We start from the raw sequence: 19,150 nt of genomic DNA on the forward strand, positions 1-19,150 counted from the left end.
TGAGCGCTTGGTCCGCTTCGAATCGGAGCACCAGACGTTCCTGCCAGTGAGCGTAGTTCAGTGCCTGACCCGAAGGAGACCTGCAATTTACCCGATGAAGCGATACCCGGGCCACAGCGGAACCAATCCAAGGTTTTCCTAACGGCACATCCGTGGTTGGTTCCATGCTGCGAGCCGAGTTCATTGAGGGGGGCGGTGACCGGAATGCCGACGGTGCTGTCACGTTAACTCGGGCATGACCGCGAGGCGGGTAGACTGGCTGACATGAGCAAGTCTGTCAGCTACAAGCGCCATCGCTTCCCACCAGAGATCATCGCCCATGCGGTCTGGTTGTACTTCCGGTTCCCGCTGAGCCTGCGGCTGGTTGAGGAGATGTTGCTCGAGCGCGGCATCCTCGTCTCTTACGAGACCGTCCGCCGATGGGCGCTGAAGTTCGGGCCGGCTTACGCTCGCCGCCTCAGGCGCAAGCCGCCAAGCCGTCGTGACATCGGTCATCTCGACGAAGTCGTGGTCACGATCTCGGGTCAGAAGCATTGGCTCTGGCGGGCGGTTGATCAGGATGGCTATGTGCTCGACGAAATCCTCCAGAGCCGACGCGACACTAAAGCGGCGAAACGCTTGCTGACCCGCCTCTTGAAGAAACAGGGCTGCCCACCCCGGCGCATGATCACCGACAAGCTCGGCTCCTACGCAGCCGCCCAACGCCAAGTCATGCCGGCAGTCGAACACCGCTCGCACAAAGGGCTGAATAACCGAGCGGAGAATTCGCATCTGCCGTTCCGTCGGCGAGAGCGGGTGATGCAAGGCTTTCGATCGCCCAGGTACCTGCAGCGGTTCGTCTGCGTGTTCTCTGCCGTCCGCAATCTTTTCGCTCCAACCCGCTCCCGCCGCTCTGCCGCTGCCACCCACCTGCACCGCCTCAACGCGATGGCGGGATGGGAAGCTGCAGCCAACATTTCTGCTTGAGCCTCTCCGACAATCAAATCGGCCTACATGCGCCTGTCGGCAGTTAACCTGACACCACCGTTGACGACCAGCGATGTTGATGATGGCTCGCAGATTGAGCCCATGCTCGACCAGATCACAGGCCCACTTGCCTCTTTCATCGGCGATGGAGCCTACGACCAAGCTGGCATCTACGGCACCATTGGCGAGCGCCATCCTGATGCTGACGTGATCGTTCCTCCACCATCAACGGCCGTGCTGACTGAGACGGCGGAGAGAACTCCTACCCAGCGCGATCGGCATCTCCAAAGCATCGCGGAGCATGGACGCATGGGTTGGCAGAAGAGGTCCGGGTATACGCGACGAGCCCTGGTGGAGGCTGCCATCAGCCGGCTCAAACGGGTGATCGGTAACGCCTTGCGTTCACGGACGGATCAACGCCGTAGAACTGAGACGGCCATCGCCGTCAAAGTCTTGAACCGCATGCTCAAGCTTGGACGCCCGAAGTCCGTCCGCATCGCCTAAACCACAGGCAGGGGGGTGGGCTCAGTGCGTTCACCAATCGATCTGTGCAACACAGCCCTGATCAACGCTAGTCGCAGAGCGGGTGCCGATGACATACTCCGACGCTCCATCGCTAGAGCCTTCTAGAATCTGCCTCAAATATCTAAGAGCTGTGGCGGCTCGGTTAATAGTCATTAACCGTTGAGGGGTTTCATCCTCGAGTCATCGTAGCAGATCGCGAATCGATCATCAGGGCGAATACTACGGCACTGCGAATCAAGTGCGTAACTTCGAGTCGCCCGGGACCTAGCCTTTACTTGCGAATTGATTGGGCATTTTGCGCTAATTGATTCTGCCTGAAGGAGTTTTCCAACGGAGAATCCATTTATTGTGAATGGATTCTTGCGCTCCGACTCCACAGCCAACTCAGAAGCGGGCAACACTCGAAACGCTATCGGGTGAATAGGGTAGCTTTCCATGGCTGACTTATCCAGGAGCCTTCGGGTCAAACGTCTACGGAACCTCCGCAGGGAGCGGGGGGACAGCGAGATGAATGTCTGGATTTCCAAGCCAGCGGGGGATGCGATCGATGAGGCTGTCGAGAGAGGCCACTGCAAATCGCGTCAGGAAGCTATCGCCTGCGCTCTCGAAGCAGCCTTTGTCCGTAAGGAGCTGAAGACCGTGACGTAAACTAGGCAAAGCAAAAGGCCCACGAAGCTGGAAACTTCGAGGGCCTTTGGAGACCACCGCGAGGGGTGTGCAAAGATTGTGTGACAACGTCTTTATGCCATCCCGACAAGCTGAATGTCAAGAGCATCGGTTTCGGTGAACACTCCCGCTTTGCCCTCAACATGGAGGGTACGATGCAACTGGCATCGTCAGGAGGCCGGCGGCTGAGACATGTCGCTCTGGCCGCAAGGAAGCTTGCGCTCGAAGATGGGCGCACAGTCACACGAAAAGAACTCTCGGCGGCTGCGCGGGAAGCCGGCAAGGCGCTCGACCTGAGGCCGGCCCAACGGGCGGTTCTCTCCGAGCTCGTGGCCTGCTGGGGCGAGCAGGAGTGGGAGCGGCTGCTGGTCTGGCCGTCCAATGACTATCTCATGAGCCGCACCGGCTTAACCGAGCGGGCCATCCGGCGCATCCTGCGCCAGTTCATCGACCTGCAGCTGATCGCGCCGAAGGACTCGCCCAACGGCAAGCGTTATGCCGTCAAGGACTTGGCCGGGCAGGTGGTCGATGCGTTCGGGTTCGATCTAACCCCAGTCTATGCCCGCCGGGGCGACTGGGCGGTGGTGCTCATGGAGCAGAAGCAGCTCCGGGAAGTCCAAAAACGGGCTTTCGATGAGGTCACGATCTGCAGACGCGCGGCCGAGGAGGCCCTGAGTGCCTTGTCCGAGCATTTCCCGGATGTGGATCGCTCCGAGTTCGAGACCCGGTTGAAAGCCCTCCAGACCCGCACGCCGGCAAGGTCGAGGATCACGCTTCCAGCCGATGTACTGTATGCCTGGCAGCTGTTGAGAACTGATGTTGAAGAGTTCTTCTATGAAGCGGGCAAAGCCGGACTCGGAGTCCTCCACATTAATGACAACAAAGGATCCCCTAGTGAGTCTTGTAACAAGGGCTTTCCGAAGAAAGCTGAGGCGGTTCGTCATAGCGAACAAATGCCGGAGCACCTATCACCGGAATTGATCCTTGAGGCTTGCCCCACCGTCAGCAATTACGGCCAACCGGTGCGGGATCTAGCGGACATCGTTGCCGCTGGTCGCTACCTCCGCGCGTCCCTTGGCGCCAACGAAAGCGCCTGGGCAGAGGCCGTGGAGGGCCTTGGCACAGTCAGAGCTGCTATTGCGGTGATCTACGTCCTGCAGCTCTACGAGGACGACGCAGCCAGAAACGGCGGCGACAGCCGCATCAAGAACCCGGGCGGCTACTTCCGTGCCCTCACGCGCATGGTGAAATCCGGGAAAATCGATCTTGCCGTAGAACTCCTGGCCATGAGGAGGCGACGAATGTCATGAGGAGGGACCATGCGCAGTGAGATAGCGACTGGCCAGCGTGCCTGGGGTCAGAGAGCGGCAGTAGCAGGGTGCATCACGGATGTGAATCGTTCATGCTCTATCGATTCAGGACTTTGATTGGACCTCGTCCAGGTGCCAGCGCGACACTGGCGCATGGCTCAAGAGACGATCCAATATCTGGTCCTGCACAGGTGCGATCCAAGCTGCAACATGGCACGCTACTATGTCCTGTCGATTGAGCCGAGCCTGTTTGGGGATGCGACCCTGATCCGCGAGTGGGGCCGGATTGGCCGACCTAGGCAACGAAGAGTCGAGCTCTACGAAAACCAGGCATGCGCCGTGGAAGCGCTCGAGACTTGGCTCCAGCAAAAGCGCCGACGGGCCAATCTGCTGCGAAGCGGGTAGGGAAGCAGGATAGAGAAGCTTGGATTATGCTCAGCGTAGGATCTTGAGCAACTCGTCGACAGCTTCAGCTTCCTTGAGACTGCCTCTTTCGTACTGGCGCAGCACATCCCTGATTTGAGCGCGCTTTGAACGTGAGCTGCCAGTTTGCTCGTCATGAGCAGTTACTTGCCGCTGGATTGCGGCTGGCTGTTCGGGCTTGCGGAAGTAAGTCTGTACTTTCTGCAGCAGTCTCATGTTCGGCATTCTTGATAGTAACTCTGACCGGCCGATATGGGAGCTCTTGAGGCCGGTTCGTCGCCTCCTATCCTTAGCAACCGGCAGGGTTGGGGAAGACAGACTTTGGTAGAAAGCTTCGGAGCAACAAAGCCGCACTTCGATCACTGGACAGGTGTGAACAGAGCCTGGACAGTGCTCTGCGGCTGACAAGGTCGGGCGGGCGCTGAGAGGATGACACCAATGGACGAGAGTTTCTCGCCGACCATCTTCCTTTATGGCATGGCCCTCGTTCTCGCTGTGGGAAAGGCGTTCACGCTGACGATTTGGCGGAACCTTCCGAAACCCAGACTCGGGCTCAGGCAAGAGATGTTGCAGGCCTGGAAGAACCGCAGGCTTCAGAAGCAGGCCGCAACGAACGTAGCTCAACCTCCTCGCAAAGAGCCGACGGCGGACGACTCCTCGAGGAGCGCTGAGGGGGCTAAGAGGGAGCCACACGCCACAATGCCCGCTCCCATAGACCGACGGCTTATTTCCGAGCCGCCATGAGGTCATGGGTAAGGACAGTGAGCTTACCGATCAGCGATGCCATATCGCTCGGATCGCATGACCACTGGGTACCGATAGCCGCCCCATCGGAGGATACGGACACGACGGCAAGCGAGCGCAGCTTGCCCTCGCGGGCGAGCCGCAGATGCTCCTGTAGGAGGTCGATCATCGAAGCTGTATTCTCGTCGACGGGCGGTGTGTTGACGGGACGGAGCTTGGCCACCGATCTACGCTCGCTACCTTGCTTTTCGCTCATGGTGCACCCCTCAATAATTCCCAGGCTCTTGCAGACCTCTCATCGAGAATGCGCACTAGACATAAACCAAGTGTCAACACTAGGCCGAGATTTTAGAAACATCGGGCGTGTCGTATTTCGACAACAGTGCTGAGTAAGCTTAGCCAATACGATAGGCAGCTGCGCTGATCAGGATTCTCTACGGTCGTGGTAATCAGTCAACAACTGCGCGGATGTAGATACAGATGGATGACGGCTTACGTGAGGGATGGGCAGATACCAACACTTGGCTCAACATTGTGAGGGATAAGGATTCGCTTGAACTCGGCCTCCAGGCCGACCGTATGTCAGAGGCCGAAGTGGCCCTGCGCCTGGCCGACTTCATCCTGTCGCTTCCTCATTCGGGAGCGATGGCAAGTGTTGCGATTGATGGAACCAGCATCAAGGTCGGCGATGCGACTGTGTTCGGCATCGGCTGTTTCATGGCTGGGATCGGCTAGGAGCAGATCAGGGAGACGCAGGTCGGCCGGAGCGCGCGAACTGGCGCTTACCGACGCAACGACAAGACCATCCGGGTGCACTCGCGACCAGGTGAGGGCGACGTAGTCGCCACAATCGATGGCCGCCGCGTCGTCGCCCAATGCAAGAAGGGTCCACTGGTCCGAAAGCCTGGAGGTCCGGAATATGCATTGCTCACCGCCGCACTCGGGCAGGCGCTGTTGTTTAATGTCTCTGCCGATGACATCGTGGTCACAGCGGTTCCGGACACACCTGTCTTCCGCAATCTCGCGGAGACTTGGCGAAGCCGTCCACTCGTCAGGCGAGCCGGCATCCGCATCGCCCTCGTGGCCCGTGACGGCGCGGTCTCCGGGCTGGATTTGTGACCGGCACAAGATGCGGTGGCGCACGTTGGAGTGAGCTCTCCCTCGCCCTGACCAGATCTCGGAAGGCTCGTTGTGAATTGCTCGCCTACGACGCCAGTGCATCACGCCGAATTCTGACGGGTTGCGCCGGGACGTAGACGAGCCTCCGGTGCCAGTCGCACCAACTCGATCCCTCCGGCGTCGGGGCTCCGCAGCAGATGGCACGACGGGGATCGTCGGAGACGATGTAGCGACACTGCCGCATTCCAATCTTGAGCAGGTTCGTCCGTTGTCTGAGGTCTGGCTCTTGCATAACGGACATCTTTGCACGTTCAGTTGGATTAACGGAAGTCGCGTGCTGGCCTCACTCAGGATCGGCGGCTATGTGGTAGCCCACTCGCCCGATCAGCTGGACATCGGCCTGATGTAGGCCGATGTCCGGGTCGGCCAGAGCTGCTGTCTCATTTACAATGTCCACTGCGGAGAGCCAGACGAGATGCGCATCGCGGTGCAGAGATCGCCGACTGTGTTGCTCATCACCTTCAACGGCGATCTCGCTCATTCCCTGAGAGACGCCGGAGAGCGCCTGCCCTCCTCGTGGGGCAGAAGATTTCTTGCAGCATGCCTGACGGTTGGCAGGGGGTGCTGCCTGGAAAAGCCGGGGGAGGGGTCATCATCCCGGAAAGACAATCCCGAGGAGTGACGATTCTGAGTGTTTGGGTGGGTGAGGCAGGGAACAAGATAAATCCCAAAAAGGACAGCTTTAGGTGAGGCGCCACAGACGGGCGCGGCACGGCACAATCCGACCTCATCATCCTGAGCCCAGGGCGTTCATTCCCAACAAGCCCGGGCTCTTCCTCCATCACACCTCAGACGAAATGAACTCTATGACCCCTGGTGAGAATACCCTTGAAGCCCGCATGCACTCGTTCCGGGCCAAAGCCAAGGACAGCATCTTCGGGCAGGATGCCGCCATCGATGCGCTCGCGGCCGAACTGTCCCGCCGCCTCGAGACCCGCTCCGACCACCGCCCGCTGGCGGTCCTGCTGCTCGCCGGGCCGGATCGGTCCGGAACCAAGGCCGACCTTGTGGAGGTGCTGGCTGACGCGCTGGATGTCCCGATCCACCAGTATGACCTCTCCCCGCCCTGGGGCGAGGAAGACGCGCTCATCTTCGGGCTCAATCCCGGCGTGCCCGCCTGGCTGTCGCTGCAGCAGAGCCTGACCGACCACCCTCGCGCCATCGTGGCTCTCAAGGCCGTCGAGCAGGCGCATCCGACCGTCCTCAGCCGCCTCCAGGCCGCCTGGACCAGCGATCGTCTGGTGGAGCCATCCGGCACGGAGGTGGCGACAACCGGGGCCATCTTCGTCCTGACCACCGAGCTGGGGCAGGGGGCGGTGGGCCAGCTGGCCCGCCAGGAGACCGATCCGGACCGGCTGCATGTGGCGGCCGTGAAGCTGCTCGCCGATGCGGGCTTTCCGATCCCTGTGTTGCGCAGCATCGATGCGGTGATCGGCCTGAAGAGCCACACGACGGGCGAGCTGATACGGGAATACTGCCGGGATCTCGCAGAACAGGCCCGCTCGCAGGGCCTGGAGCTGGCGGACGGCGGCATTGATGCGCGCATCGTCACCGATGTGTTGGAGCCGGCGATCGGGGCTTATGCGAAGGGGGAGAAGCGGTTGAGAGATCGCCTCGATGCGGATCTTGTCCGCGCCAAGGCTGAGGGTGCCGAGACCGTCCGGCTGGTGCTTGGCGATGACGGCATCTTGGTCGTGCCGGTGGACCGGTCGGTTCAGAAGGAGCCACAATCGTCACCGGGCTCGGCCGGTCAGGAGGGCTCGGGCGATGAGTAGGGTAGACCTCGACGTGGCGGCCCGGCTCGAGGCTCATACCCTCCTCGACCGGCTCGTTGAGGACGGCGAGACCTTCGCGCGTGACGACGCCGTTCGGCTGATCGGGCTGATCCCGGTGGCGCCGCGCCGACGCTTTTCGTTCACCGGCGTGTTCAAGAGCCGGGGCCCGGGCTTGCGCGGGCAGGCCGCCGGGATCGGCGATGTCGAGCTGGACGGGGAGAGCAGGGAGAAGCAGGTGTCGTGGAATGCTCCGTCGGCTCACCGGATCGGCGGCTATGGGGTGACCCACACGCCTGGTCAGATCGGGATCGAGCTGATGTGGGCTGAGACGCGCGAGGAGCAGTCGGGCCAGAGCTGTCTGCTTCTGTACGATCCGGCCACCGGAGAGCCGCAGGCAATGCAGATCGCGGTGCAGAGGACCCTGACGCTGCTGTTCCTCCGCCTGGCCTATGTCTCCTATGTGCCCTGGAAGAAGCCGAGCACCGCGCGGGCAGGGCAGGGCTGATCGGCCAATCACCGGCAGGCTGTTTACGGATCTGCCAGGATCGCCAAGCCCTGCCGCTTGGTGTCGCCATCGCGTTCCTCCATGGGCCCGGCTGCATGTGGAACGACGCCCACCGCCTTCTCCGGAAACACCCGGAGGCGGTGGTGAAGGCCGCAGCCGAACCCACTCACACGAAGAGGCGGCTCGTCTCGCGACGGCCGCCTTTCTTGATGGCTGCTCCCTCAAATCTTAGGGAGGGAAGGGCCTGAAACGAAGACGCTCAGGGAAGTTCTTCGGCTCTCCGGCCCAGGACCGGACATCCGGAACCACGCTGGGATCCTGCTCGGCCCACAGAGCGAGATCGATCCGCGAGAAGCCCTTCGGCCATTCCATCGCGTCCACGATCTCCCGCCAGACGAGATGCTCGCTGTCGGTCAGGTTGCCCAGGGCGATGTAGTCCCGATGGGCCATCCACATGAAGGCGAGATCCTGGTCCATTTCGCCCTTGGCAGCAGAAGCGCTGTACTGCTCAGCGTTGATCACCCGCAGATGGACTGTATGCCAGACCATGATCCGATCCCGCTCACGCTGGATAAGGGGATCCAGACGATGCTTAACTGCATTGTACACCCCGGGAATATCTCTGCGGATACGAAGAGCATCGTTGAAGCGCCTAGTCCGAGCCTCATCATTTGGCTCGTCACTATATCGAGTAGCGAATAGCCAGCGCCTCAAGTCCTCTTTTGACATCGACTCACTCGGCTCAGTCGTGGCGAAACCGAAGTGAGGGAACAGGGCCAGAACCGCCGGATCGGTCTTTTCCTTATCCATGGCATCGGAGAAGTCGTAGTTCATAGAAAACTTCGTCTTCTTGCGCGGCAATCCCTCCGGCGGGATTTCCTCGCCCGGCTCGTTCAAGGCATCCCAAAGCGCCTTCTCGTGAGCCGCCTGCTCGGCCAACTCGGCTTCATACTCAGGATCGTTCTCGACTATGGTGACCTGCACCCTACGCTGCTCAACCGGCCTGATCTCGAGCGCCTTCTCCGGCGTCTCGATCTGAATGGTATCCACGCCGTGGCCGCCTGACATCGTCGATTCCAGCAGAGCGGCTGCAACCTGCGGCGCAGCCTTGGGAGCCGGTGTCGGAACCCGTGCCAGCGCCGCCGTCACGGGAGAAACCGTGCCGGATGTCATGCGCGAAGAAGGCCGACGGGTGGAACCCGACGTCCTCGGCTTCGCAGAACCGCTTTCCGCGCTCGAAACCCGGTGGGCAGAAAGCGGACGGACCTTCGCACGGGATTTCCGCGGAGGGCGCGGATCACCCGGCTGATATTTACGGGGCCGGCCAGGACCGCGCTTGGCCGGCACTTCAGAGGACGTGGTAACAAGGCCTTTGCTCGCCAGATCCGCCTCACGGCTGCGATCATACCGCCCGTTTGGCGTCAGGTAGTCGATCTTCTGGATCTCCAGCTCGGCGTTGCGCAACGCTGCCAGAGCCCCTGCCATCTCCTCCTGGTAGCTGCGCTCAATGTCGGCAATGCTGGCCTTGATGTTCTTGATCACCGTCGTTTCAAACCGGCGCCGGCGGTCCATGGGACGCTCAGAGCCCCACTCGTAAGTCACAAGGCAAGCCATCAAACCCCCACCCGATTCATGCTCTCGACGAGCAGTGGCACTGTGCTCAGCGCCTGAACTTGTTTCTTGCTGACAGGATAAAGTTTCGGCAACAACCCGTCAATTTTCGCACATCGCTCAGGTGAGCTAAATCCACAGTGAGAAAATAAGGCGTTGGAATTTTGCATCGGATCTTTTGACCATGGTCATTTAGGTGAAATGCAAATCTGAGTCGTCAGATTCTCGCATATCCTTCCACAACGCGCATCGAGGGAATCATCGACGATGAGAAAATCTGCGCCCGCTGATTTGCACATCGTCGACACCCGTCAACTCTTTCGTCGACCGGAAACAAAGGCGGAGGCGCATGAGAAAATCATGGACATTGAAATTCTCACACTGCTTGGCATGGAACTCCTGGACAAGGCGCACGAGGTCCGAAAGCAGGAGGCTCAATACCTCAGACTGTCCGCGAACTGGCTCAGCAGGGGCCCTGCGGAGGCCAAGGAGCGGCTTCGATGCGTTTAGAAGGGTTTCGGAGCCGGGGGAGCGGCAAGCGGTGCAGGAGGCTCAATACCGCAAATTTTGTGGGTCGGGTTGGAGGCTCAATACCTCACCCGCGACGCAGCAACTATGTTGCGCAGCCTGCCGGGCTTAATTCCTCAAATTTTGTGCATCGGGTTGGAGGCTCAATACCGTAGATCCGACGCAGCAACCAAGTTGCATATATAGGAATTTTTATTCGGGATCGTCCGAGGCTCAATACTGTAAACCTTATGCAGGAATTTTATCCTTAGGATCTGGGCCCGATTGCGCCACCGGTCTACACCAATCTTCAGGGGCGGGACTGTCCCTGGTTCGGGTTGCAGGCTTGGGCTTTGCCCCGGCTCCCCCACAGCCACCCCATGGGTGCAATCACTGGCGCCGCGCCGCGTATTCGGGTCTAGCCCTAGATCGAAGCGGGGATTGCTGCAATGAGGCACAAAAAATATGACCGCTCCGGCATCCGTCGTTCGCGTCAGCCCGGTGTTGGCCGGAACTTCCCGATATCTTCTGCGACCTCGTTCTCTCGTATTTTGTGTGCCTCGCAGGTGAGGGCGGGTGAGCCCTCTTCGGCTGGATTAGTTCTGCCGTGAGTTGGTCTCTCAACCGGCTCGACGATGTGCCGGCGCACGGACCAGATGCATTATATTCGCACAAATATTTTCACCCCAACTGCTGGTCCTCGGCAAGCATTCCGCCGAGGTCACCCTGGAGCTCACGATCCAGCGCGATAGCTTGTTCAGGGCGCAAGAGGGCTCCTGAGACGGTCGACGCGTCTGGACAGGAAGGTGGCGAATTGTGATCGTGGACGCCAGCAAGGGGTCAAACACCGGCCTATGCTACAGGTCCTCAGCCGATTGGTTCTCAACAGTCCACGTGAGGCCGAACCAGCCACGGAGAGTTGAGGGCGGGGCTATAAAGGATCCTTGTGCGACACCTTACTCTGAAACGGCTTTCGCACGTCAGAATAGAACTCACTCCAGCTAGATATCAGTTCGCATAATGCTAGCGTTTGACAGGAAGGCGGCCTGGAGGGTGGCCGCACGGAACTGTGCCGATGTTATAGGAGCACAACTGAGCCAAGGAAGCACCATTGACCAGGATTGCGCTGATTTCCGATCTCCACCTTGAGGAGCGCAAAAACCCATCTCCGCTGGGGACACCGCCTGGAATGTTCCAGGTCTATGGCAGCCTCTCGCTTCCCCGTGAGATCGACGCCGATGTCATGGTGATCGCCGGTGACACACATCCTAATCCTGAGATCCGCAGTCAGGTCCTAAGGACAATTGAAGATGAACTCGGCTTGCCCGTGATTCACGTCAACGGCAACCACGATTACTATGGCGGCTCCTTTCCGAAGGGCTTGGGCGATCTGATCATGATTGGCGGGATCCGGTTCGCCGTGGCAACGCTCTGGACCTATCTGGATGAGGCCGGGCAGCGCGAGGCTGCTTGCTTCCCGGACTTCGTGAAGATCCAGGGCGTGACGGTCGACACGTGGAACGACCTGCACCTGGCGCAGCTCGCCTTCCTCGAGCAGGCCAAGGCTGATGTGATCGTCTCACATCATGGTCCTTTTCCCGGGTCGATCCATCCTGACTTCCAGGGGGATGCTCTCAATGCGTTCTTCGTTAACAACCTCGATCCGGAGCGCTTTCCAAGAACCCGGCTCTGGATCCATGGCCACGTCCACACCCCGTTCGACTATCTGGTGCCGGCTGGGAATCATCAGATGCGGGTTGTCTGCAACCCTCTGGGCTATCCGATGACCCGAAACCGCCGGCGTGTCGGGATCAAGGTTGTCGAGCTCCCGTCTTGAGGTATGCCGAACCAATGGCCTCTGGAAGCTATGATCTGAGGCTCGCGCGCAGCACTGGCGACCAAGCCTCACGCCTGCTGACGTCCTCCCGTCAGCCGCAGCGATCCGCCAGCGCCGGTGACCCTCGGCTGGTCAAGGTTGAGGTTCCCGAGCTTCCAGGACTGGAGGACCACAGTGGTGCTCCCAACAGCCTTTGGCTTGACGCCCCCCTCAGTCACACGCTCGATGGTTAGGGTCTTCCCGCTCCAGTCCAGCAGGAGACGGTCGTCTGGACCGAATCCGGCTTGGTGCCACAGATCCCGCGGCAGGCGAATGGACGTGTAGAACCGGTCCGAACGCTTGGCATCGGGGATCGACTTCACCACAATGGCCGCGGAGCTGGTCTGACGAACTTGAGTCTCGGTTTTTGTCGAACGCTGGCCCGTCCTCGAGCTCTCTTTTGCTCTGGAGGCCTTCCGAGGTTCTGGCTCTGAGCCGGGTTCAGGATCCTGCTGCTCGACAGGTTCTGCCTCGCGCGTGAGCGGCTCTTTGGTCTTGGACGGCTCTGGCTCAGGAGGGGAGGCGCTCGGGATAGACTGGATTGCGCTTACAACCTCCCGCAGGCCGCCGGCAATCTCGTCAGCCGATTGAACTATCAGGGGTGCAATCCGCGCGATAGCCTCGATCTGCTGGCCGCCGAGAGCCACCAGTTTGACCATCTGCTCCGCCATGAGCTCCATGGTCGAGCGAAGGTCCTTCAGTTCTGCGGCCATTCCCGTCAGAGCCTGTTCCACCTCGCGTGACAGGGCAGGGGCTGATGCGGTCTGCGGGAGCGCCTCCGGAGCAAAGGGGCGAGGGGACTGCACGGGCTTGGGACGGAAGACCTCCGCAGCGAGCGCTTCAGGCTTGCCCAGGTGGCGGGCCAGGATATCAGCCGTATCCCAAGACCGCTTGTCCGCTGGGGCGCTCACGCCACCTGAAGGCTTGGCCGCCTCTGGCGACCTTTGGGGCCTGCGTCATTGGACAGCTGAGGCTGCTGAGCCTCTCGGGGTTTTGCCAGGCAAGCCGAACACAGATCATAGGCCCGGTCGCGGCCGAGAAGCCAGCCGCGCTCCTTGAAGTAACCTTTGACGAGCTCATCACCGGCAGGCCTGCCGGCCTCGTAAGTGTCTGTTTTGGGGCACCCGGAACACCGGGCGGTGAAACGGTACTTGGAAGGGGCACCCCCGGTACGGGTAATTTGCGGCTCGAACTGACGTGCGATGCCGGGCATTGCAATAATCCTGATCGTTGGAAGGCGGTCTTTGGGGCGGGAAAGACACACTGTCTCCGCCTCTCGACCTGGAATGAAGTTGTAAGGATGGGCAGTGGATTACCACCGAATCTGCCAAATTCCAATCAGTTGGGCCTAGCCGGCCACGCCGGAGCGGTTGCCATTCGCGATAGAAGTGACAGTTCAGGATGCCTGCGCTGGGATCGTCAGCATTATATATCAAGGTATCGGCGGAAGCGACGGAGGCGGACATGAGCGAGACATTCCAGGGGAGGACTATTACTGGCCGAGGCGACGCTGAGAGTGTCGCCATCCAAGTGCTGAACTTTATTGTCGCAGACGTCGATCGGATCATCCAGTTTCTGAATGTCACCGGTCTCCAGCCCGAGACCATCCGCACATCGGCGACATCATCGCATTTCCTGCTGGGTGTCCTCGAGTATGTGGCGAAGGACGATGAACTGCTGAAGGCGATCGATGAGGAGCTGAAAATCCGGCCAGCCGCCATCCTGGCAGCTATCGTGCATCTGTCGCCGGAACCCGAGATGAAGCCGCTCGATAAGGATAAGAAGGTCGACGCAGCCCCTCAACTGCCGAGGCGTAACCTGTTCCACTAGAGGGGAAAGGCCTCCTCACCCGCCGTTGCCAAGTTGATGAGGAGGCCTCCCGCTCCGGAAAGCCAGGATTGGAGTGCCGGCTCCCATTCGGGGTAATGCTCAAACCCAATGACGGTTACGTCCCAAAGCAAGAAAAAGCCTCGGCTCGCGGCCGAGGCTCCCTTCGTCGCGCAACCTGAAAGTCAGGATGTCGGTGGAGCGACTTCTTTGACTGGTCCACGTTGAGTTGCAGGCTTGCGGCTCCTATACCGCGAAGAAACGGCAAGTGGGGCGAGACTGACGGTGACTGGATTGGGATAGTGCTCCAAGGTCGAACCTGTCGCAGCGTCAACGCCCATTCCTATGATGCCACCGACGAGAATGTTGCCTGCAAAGCCTGCCGCTCCACCACCCGCAACCCGCGTCTGGACCGCCACGTCTTGGCTCGCGTAACCCTCTTTGGAAAAGGTTGCGACAAACTCCGACTTCCGGTCGACTTGAAGAGTGCAGGGCGTCGTCGGGCAGGTCAGGCCCGTTGACGTCCGCATGGCGGCCGGCGGCTCGGAGTCGAATGTAATTTGTTCAGTTGTGCCACGGGTAACTGTTGCGCAAGCGCCCAACGACAGGGTGCCCGCGATCAGTGCAAGGAGAGAAATGCGCATAATGCCCCAAAAGTTGGCTCTTGGTTAGAATAAGACGTTGTTCAAGAGCTCACATTCAACGCTAAAGCGGAGGGTGTTCGCCGGACAACAACATTCCTAAGGGAGGTGATGTCTTGCAGGGAAACTGTGCTTTCAAGGTTACACGCAGCTGAACCCTTGCAGCATATCCACGCACACAGGAAGCGGTAGTGGCATCCTGTCCTGAGCTTCCCCGTTCAGCACGAGCAGGACGATTCATCTGGCCGCCTGCTTAACCAAGATCCTAATGCTTCTCCAACCAACATTCAGAGTTCTGTTAAGCTCCGCCGAGATGGTTAAGCTTTTCCGGATGATGATATTCCGTTCGGAATGGGGGCATGAATGGTATCAGCGTTTAATGCGAAACTGGCGGTCTACGGTCAGTGGACCTACCGTGTGGCGTGGGCGCTTGAGATCGTTGCCGCCTCAATCGGATTAGCGACAGGTCTTGCGCTCGGTTATCAGGCTTATAGTGCCAGCGTCGGTACCGAGTTGTCCGTCAGTGGCTTGGATCTGGCCCTAGCCAGCGCCCCGTTCTTCATGGTCGCTTTGGCTGAGTTGACCAAGATTCCAATCGCGACGCTACTGTTTTCCGTTAGGTGGATCTGGAAGCCGGTTCTTGCGATCGCCCTCTGCCTTCTGGCACTTATCACCTTCGAGACGGTGTTCCTTGGGTTAGAGCGGGCCTCTACCCAACGGCAGATTCAATACGAGGAAATTCAGGCTCGGAAGAATACAGCGCAAATCGATCTGCAGAACACCGAAAAATCACTGATCAACCTCGCGGCTGCAAGCCATGTCGCCGACGTTAAGGCAGAGGTCGATAAGCTGAATGAGATGGAGGCTTCTGAAGTCCAGCGGAAACAGGGAGAGATCCAGCAAATTCAAAGCCAGATTGAAAACCTGAAGATGCAGAACCCTCAGTACGCATCGCTCGCCCGACAGATTGCGGCGAAGGACATGGAGTTCAAGCAGCTCATCGAGCGACGGGACAATGAAATCCGCATCCAGCTCGAGCCGTTTGAGCGGCAGAGAGATAGTTTTACAAAGCGCATCGAAGCAGCCCGCGAGAAGGGTGATTTGGCGACGGTCCGCCGGTTGGAGGACGAGCTGGCACGGCTGAGAAATCCTCTCCCGGCCATCCGCGAACGTTTTGGTTTGGAAGAGCAAAGGCTCCAGAGCGACCTACGTGGCCTGCGGGATCAGCAGGTTGCCTTGGAGAACAGCGAGACTGATGCTGAAAAACAAGCCCGTAGTCGCCTCGTCGAGCGCCAGAACGTGCTCGAACAGGAGGTACGGGGCCTCCAGACAACGTGGCAAGACCGTCGCAACCTAACCCTCTCCCAGTTGCAGGATGCCCAGCAGAAAGCAGCCCAAAACACCGCTGAGGCTGACCGTCTTCGGACGAGGGTCTCCCAGCTGCAGAATGAACTCACCGTTCTTGAAAAGGAGCGCGTCGTTACTTCCCGTAACGATCAGATCCGGCGCCTGGCAGGGAGGTTCTATGGCAAGAATCCAGAGGCTGTGAGTGTGGAGGAGGCCGGCTTCATCTCCGTCGTCTGGTTTGGGTCGCTCGGTGCTCTGGCGGCCTTTGCGGGACCTCTGACGGCCATCGTGGCTCTCGGCCTGCAGCGCTCGGCAGAAGTCCGGGAGACGCGGGGAACCCGAACCCTCTCCGACTATCTGCGCCGGTGGCTCATCCGGTGGCGTTTCAAGCGCACCCGGAAGGTTCAAGTACCGGTTGAGGTTCCGGTCGAGAAGGAAGTGGAGAAGCGCGTCGAGGTTCCTGTCGAGAAGATCATCAAGGAGGTTCTCTACGTTCCGATCCTGACCGACGATCCGGAGGCCGTTCGCAGGTCTCTTCAGCAGGACTTGCCAGCTGAAATCGCAGACCTTGTTCGGGTAAAGTTTAAGGGCACCCCCAATGCAAGTGCGGCATGACACTTCACTGCTCGAGAAAGCCATCGAGCAGGTTCTGCTCCGTGCTTCAATTCCGGCGCTGCAGGCCCAGGCGGAAGCGCTTGAGAGGACCAACAAGGCCGTTGCCATCCGGCGCATCGCGTCAGGGGCAGCTATAGCACTGGTCGCGATCGGCCTTGGCCTTGGAATCAAGTTTGCCCTCGACCGGAATTTGACTTTTGCGGGTCGTGAGCCTCAAATCCATGCTGAGGTTCGGCCTGATCCGACACCACAGCCGCCGAGCCCTTCTTTGCGTCCGGAAAACATCTCCGCGCCTAGACCGGACCAACCTCCGTCGCAACCCGAGATCGTAACGACAAACTTCACCAAGTTCGCCAATCGGCAGGTTGACCTTCTGGGCAGGAAATGGACTGTCAGTGCAGGTCATCACTTCGACAACGAAGCAGATCCATCCTGGAAGCACGCATGGTGCTACACGATGACAGAGGTCAACGGGGTCGAGGTGAAAGTCGAACTGGCAAACCGTGTGACGCCAGCCGCCAAACCGATCGCTCCGACCGCCAATCTGGCGACGATGCAGCATGCCGGGTTGGACATCAACGATGCCTTGAACCTTGCCTCTCAATGCCCCTGGGACGACAAAGAATTCAGTGTGGTAGACCTTCAGGTTCCGCCGAGCGCGAAAGGACCAAAGCCGCTCCCGCCTGTGTCACAGCCCCAATTGCCAGCTCCCACTGTACTGCAGACACAGCCGCAACAAGAATTTGTCGCAGCGGACGAATTCGACATCCCAGGTGGTGACTACCGAGTCGAGAAAGAAGTGCCATTGGAGCTTTGTACATCACTGTGCCGATCTGAGGCTCAATGCAGGGCGTACACCTACAATAAGACCGCCCGGTGGTGCTTCCTCAAGGATCGTGTAGGCGAAGCCCAGCGGTTTGTTGGCGCTTTCTCCGGCATGAAGAAGACTGCGCCGACCGCCGGTGTTACCAGCGGGGAGTGGCGCTAGGCCGGATCGGTGTTAATCGACAGACCTATGTGGTGCCGTGCGAAACTCTCTGGCGGCACTTTCGTCTGGTCAGGTGGTCAACAGGCTTAATGTGAATGTCCGCATGCTTGCCAGCTTCATGCGCTTTCAAACTGGAATCGACCCAGAAGCAGAAACGCCCCAGCCGGGGAGGGGGCGACCTCGGCTAGGGCGCTGTGGTGCCTGAGCGCACCACCTTGGGCAGATACGCAACGCGCCCAGATACTCACCGAGTGGACGGCCAAGGTTAATGTCTGGTTCCCACGGCTGAAGCTCTCCCCAAATGGCTCACTTGGTCGACTGCTGTTCAATCGACGTATGGAACGTCCTCTGGTAGCGGCTCAACTGGACTGGGATAGCGGTTGTGGTGAGGCGCTCGGCGCTCCCAAGGCTCTGCGGTTTCTATCTCACCTGTAGAGCCGCAAACGCGATCCCGTCTAACAACCTCTTCTCCGAAGCTGTCGATGCGCCGTCTGACAACGGTTCGGCACCTCTCGCTCTCGATACCACGGGACGGATCTGCGTAGAAGTTACGCTCATAGGTGCGCTCAGTCCCGCCATAGCGGTCATACTGATACTCGCTGTAGGAAACATCGGTACCGGTCACGCACCCGCCGAGCAATGTTGCCACGGCGATCACAGTAGCAGCGGGGCTTACTCGTCTGGACCAGCTCAGCATAAGAGCCTCCCTGTGTTCGCTGGCGACGCCGGCAAGCATCGTCCAGCACTAACAAGGAGGGTCGGGCGACACCCGTGAACCGCATCTGAACGGCTCAGCTATCATTGCTGGTTCGGTAAACGAGCCTGTGGACGGGACCGCCTGCTTCAGGTGTCTTGCTCAGGCCTTAGCCGCTTCAATTGGCGTGGGGTCTGTGCCGGCTCCCGCCGCGGCCCTCACAGCTTCCCAGTTGGCCAGCCGATCCACCCGCTCATTCTCAGGGTGGCCGGCATGGCCCTTCACCCACTTCCAGGTGATCATCCGGCCAACCATGGCAGCATCCATCTGCAGCCAGAGTTCCTGGTTCAGCACAGGTTTCCCATCTGCCTTACGCCAGCCTTTGGCTTTCCATCCCCGGAGCCATTGGGTCGCTCCTTTGATAACATACTGGCTGTCGCTATGTATCATGATGGGTAGACCCTGAGGTACAGCCTCAAGCGCCTTGATGGCTGCCGTTATTTCCATCGTGTTGTTAGTCGTGGAGCGGTCGCGTCCCACGATGACCTGCTCTTGGCCTGCAATAAAGCCGGTAGCATGGTGACGTTTTCACTGCGCCAACCCTGTTCTAGCGCTCAAGAGTGTTAGTCGGCTAAATAATTTCGCATAATAAGGCTTTTGACAAGAAGTTTGTTGTCGACCGCGAGATCACCCTACAGCCTAAGAGGTCTTCGGCTCTCGGAAGACCCAATGTTCCGCGTACGCCGACATCGTTGGGACCAAGGATGTTGGGGTCGAACAGCTTCGGGTATCTAAGCTTATATAGCGCCTTGCTCGCCCCATGCCGCCTTGGCGGGAACTGCAGCACGATTAGTCTACAGCTCATAATTGCGCATCAGGTCCTCAGTTTCCTCCGCCAAGGCTTCGAGAGCGTTCTGCCGCTCATCCAGCGTTGCTTTCAGTGCCAAGACT

The 19,150-nt window shown here is 59.5% G+C and carries 19 protein-coding genes; 13 read left to right on the top strand and 6 right to left on the bottom strand.

The annotated features are described in order from the left end of the window. Window positions 1-264 precede the first annotated feature (264 nt). From MA07_RS10560 to MA07_RS10580, 4 genes are all read left to right on the top strand, one after another. Complete coding sequence (locus MA07_RS10560; RefSeq protein WP_036350281.1) at window positions 265-966, top strand: IS6 family transposase; 702 nt, start codon at window positions 265-267, stop codon at window positions 964-966. Window positions 967-993: 27 nt separating this feature from the next. Beyond that, on the top strand, window positions 994-1,470 hold the full coding sequence (locus tag MA07_RS10565; protein ID WP_036350283.1) for a transposase: 477 nt from the start codon (window positions 994-996) through the stop codon (window positions 1,468-1,470). A gap of 842 nt (window positions 1,471-2,312) precedes the next feature. After that, entirely contained in the window at window positions 2,313-3,467 is a 1,155-nt protein-coding gene (gene repC / locus MA07_RS10575; RefSeq protein WP_036350491.1) for a plasmid replication protein RepC, read from the top strand. 153 nt (window positions 3,468-3,620) lie between these two features. Next, window positions 3,621-3,872 carry a WGR domain-containing protein gene (locus MA07_RS10580; RefSeq protein ID WP_036350493.1) on the top strand — a complete coding sequence of 84 codons (252 nt, stop codon included), beginning with the start codon at window positions 3,621-3,623 and terminating at the stop codon, window positions 3,870-3,872. 30 nt (window positions 3,873-3,902) lie between these two features. Here the strand turns inward: MA07_RS10580 and MA07_RS10585 are convergent, their stop codons facing one another. Then, a complete protein-coding gene (locus tag MA07_RS10585; RefSeq protein ID WP_036350288.1) occupies window positions 3,903-4,106 on the bottom strand; it encodes a hypothetical protein in 204 nt (67 codons plus the stop codon). Between the two features lie 222 nt (window positions 4,107-4,328). Here MA07_RS10585 and MA07_RS10590 point away from each other — a divergent pair, with 222 nt between their 5' ends. Beyond that, entirely contained in the window at window positions 4,329-4,634 is a 306-nt protein-coding gene (locus MA07_RS10590) for a hypothetical protein (protein ID WP_036350290.1), read from the top strand. Here MA07_RS10590 and MA07_RS10595 read toward each other — a convergent pair. Next, window positions 4,615-4,890: a hypothetical protein gene (locus tag MA07_RS10595; protein WP_036350292.1), complete on the bottom strand. Its 276-nt coding sequence runs from the start codon at window positions 4,888-4,890 to the stop codon at window positions 4,615-4,617. The two genes, MA07_RS10590 and MA07_RS10595, sit on opposite strands and share 20 nt — an antisense overlap. 224 nt (window positions 4,891-5,114) lie before the next feature. Here MA07_RS10595 and MA07_RS30830 point away from each other — a divergent pair, with 224 nt between their 5' ends. Beyond that, on the top strand, window positions 5,115-5,369 hold the full coding sequence (locus MA07_RS30830) for a hypothetical protein (RefSeq protein WP_036350294.1): 255 nt from the start codon (window positions 5,115-5,117) through the stop codon (window positions 5,367-5,369). Window positions 5,370-5,444: 75 nt separating this feature from the next. Then, entirely contained in the window at window positions 5,445-5,753 is a 309-nt protein-coding gene (locus MA07_RS30835) for a hypothetical protein (protein ID WP_244445224.1), read from the top strand. A 343-nt stretch (window positions 5,754-6,096) separates the two neighbouring features. On the opposite strand, the gene MA07_RS10610 is transcribed toward MA07_RS30835, so the two are convergent. After that, on the bottom strand, window positions 6,097-6,294 hold the full coding sequence (locus tag MA07_RS10610) for a hypothetical protein (protein ID WP_036350297.1): 198 nt from the start codon (window positions 6,292-6,294) through the stop codon (window positions 6,097-6,099). Between the two features lie 325 nt (window positions 6,295-6,619). Here MA07_RS10610 and MA07_RS10615 point away from each other — a divergent pair, with 325 nt between their 5' ends. Beyond that, complete coding sequence (locus MA07_RS10615) at window positions 6,620-7,588, top strand: hypothetical protein (RefSeq protein WP_152568820.1); 969 nt, start codon at window positions 6,620-6,622, stop codon at window positions 7,586-7,588. Beyond that, window positions 7,581-8,093, top strand: coding sequence for a hypothetical protein (locus tag MA07_RS27750; protein WP_200879352.1), 513 nt, complete (start codon window positions 7,581-7,583; stop codon window positions 8,091-8,093). Before MA07_RS10615 ends, MA07_RS27750 begins: the two co-directional genes overlap by 8 nt. A gap of 228 nt (window positions 8,094-8,321) precedes the next feature. On the opposite strand, the gene MA07_RS10625 is transcribed toward MA07_RS27750, so the two are convergent. Then, a complete protein-coding gene (locus MA07_RS10625; protein ID WP_036350302.1) occupies window positions 8,322-9,665 on the bottom strand; it encodes a hypothetical protein in 1,344 nt (447 codons plus the stop codon). A gap of 1,657 nt (window positions 9,666-11,322) precedes the next feature. Between MA07_RS10625 and MA07_RS10635 the strand changes: the two genes are divergently transcribed. Next, window positions 11,323-12,048, top strand: coding sequence for a metallophosphoesterase (locus MA07_RS10635; RefSeq protein ID WP_081928907.1), 726 nt, complete (start codon window positions 11,323-11,325; stop codon window positions 12,046-12,048). A 68-nt stretch (window positions 12,049-12,116) separates the two neighbouring features. Here the strand turns inward: MA07_RS10635 and MA07_RS10640 are convergent, their stop codons facing one another. Next, window positions 12,117-12,998 (bottom strand): hypothetical protein, encoded by an 882-nt coding sequence (locus tag MA07_RS10640; RefSeq protein WP_036350307.1) that lies wholly within the window; start codon window positions 12,996-12,998, stop codon window positions 12,117-12,119. A 553-nt stretch (window positions 12,999-13,551) separates the two neighbouring features. On the opposite strand from MA07_RS10640, the gene MA07_RS27755 reads away from it, so the two are divergent. From MA07_RS27755 to MA07_RS10660, 3 genes are all read left to right on the top strand, one after another. Further along, a complete protein-coding gene (locus MA07_RS27755) occupies window positions 13,552-13,917 on the top strand; it encodes a DUF3572 domain-containing protein (RefSeq protein ID WP_160195425.1) in 366 nt (121 codons plus the stop codon). 1,001 nt (window positions 13,918-14,918) lie between these two features. Beyond that, on the top strand, window positions 14,919-16,517 hold the full coding sequence (locus MA07_RS10655; protein ID WP_036350311.1) for a hypothetical protein: 1,599 nt from the start codon (window positions 14,919-14,921) through the stop codon (window positions 16,515-16,517). Further along, window positions 16,501-17,505 (top strand): PAN/Apple domain-containing protein, encoded by a 1,005-nt coding sequence (locus MA07_RS10660; protein WP_036350313.1) that lies wholly within the window; start codon window positions 16,501-16,503, stop codon window positions 17,503-17,505. The genes MA07_RS10655 and MA07_RS10660 overlap by 17 nt, the downstream gene beginning before the upstream one ends. 856 nt (window positions 17,506-18,361) lie before the next feature. On the opposite strand, the gene MA07_RS10665 is transcribed toward MA07_RS10660, so the two are convergent. Further along, window positions 18,362-18,763, bottom strand: a complete 402-nt coding sequence (locus tag MA07_RS10665) for a ribonuclease H (protein ID WP_348270402.1) — start codon at window positions 18,761-18,763, stop codon at window positions 18,362-18,364. Between the last annotated feature and the right edge of the window lie 387 nt (window positions 18,764-19,150).

It is taken from the genome of Microvirga sp. BSC39 (assembly GCF_000739015.1).
In the GTDB taxonomy this organism is placed as follows: Bacteria; Pseudomonadota; Alphaproteobacteria; order Rhizobiales; family Beijerinckiaceae; genus Microvirga.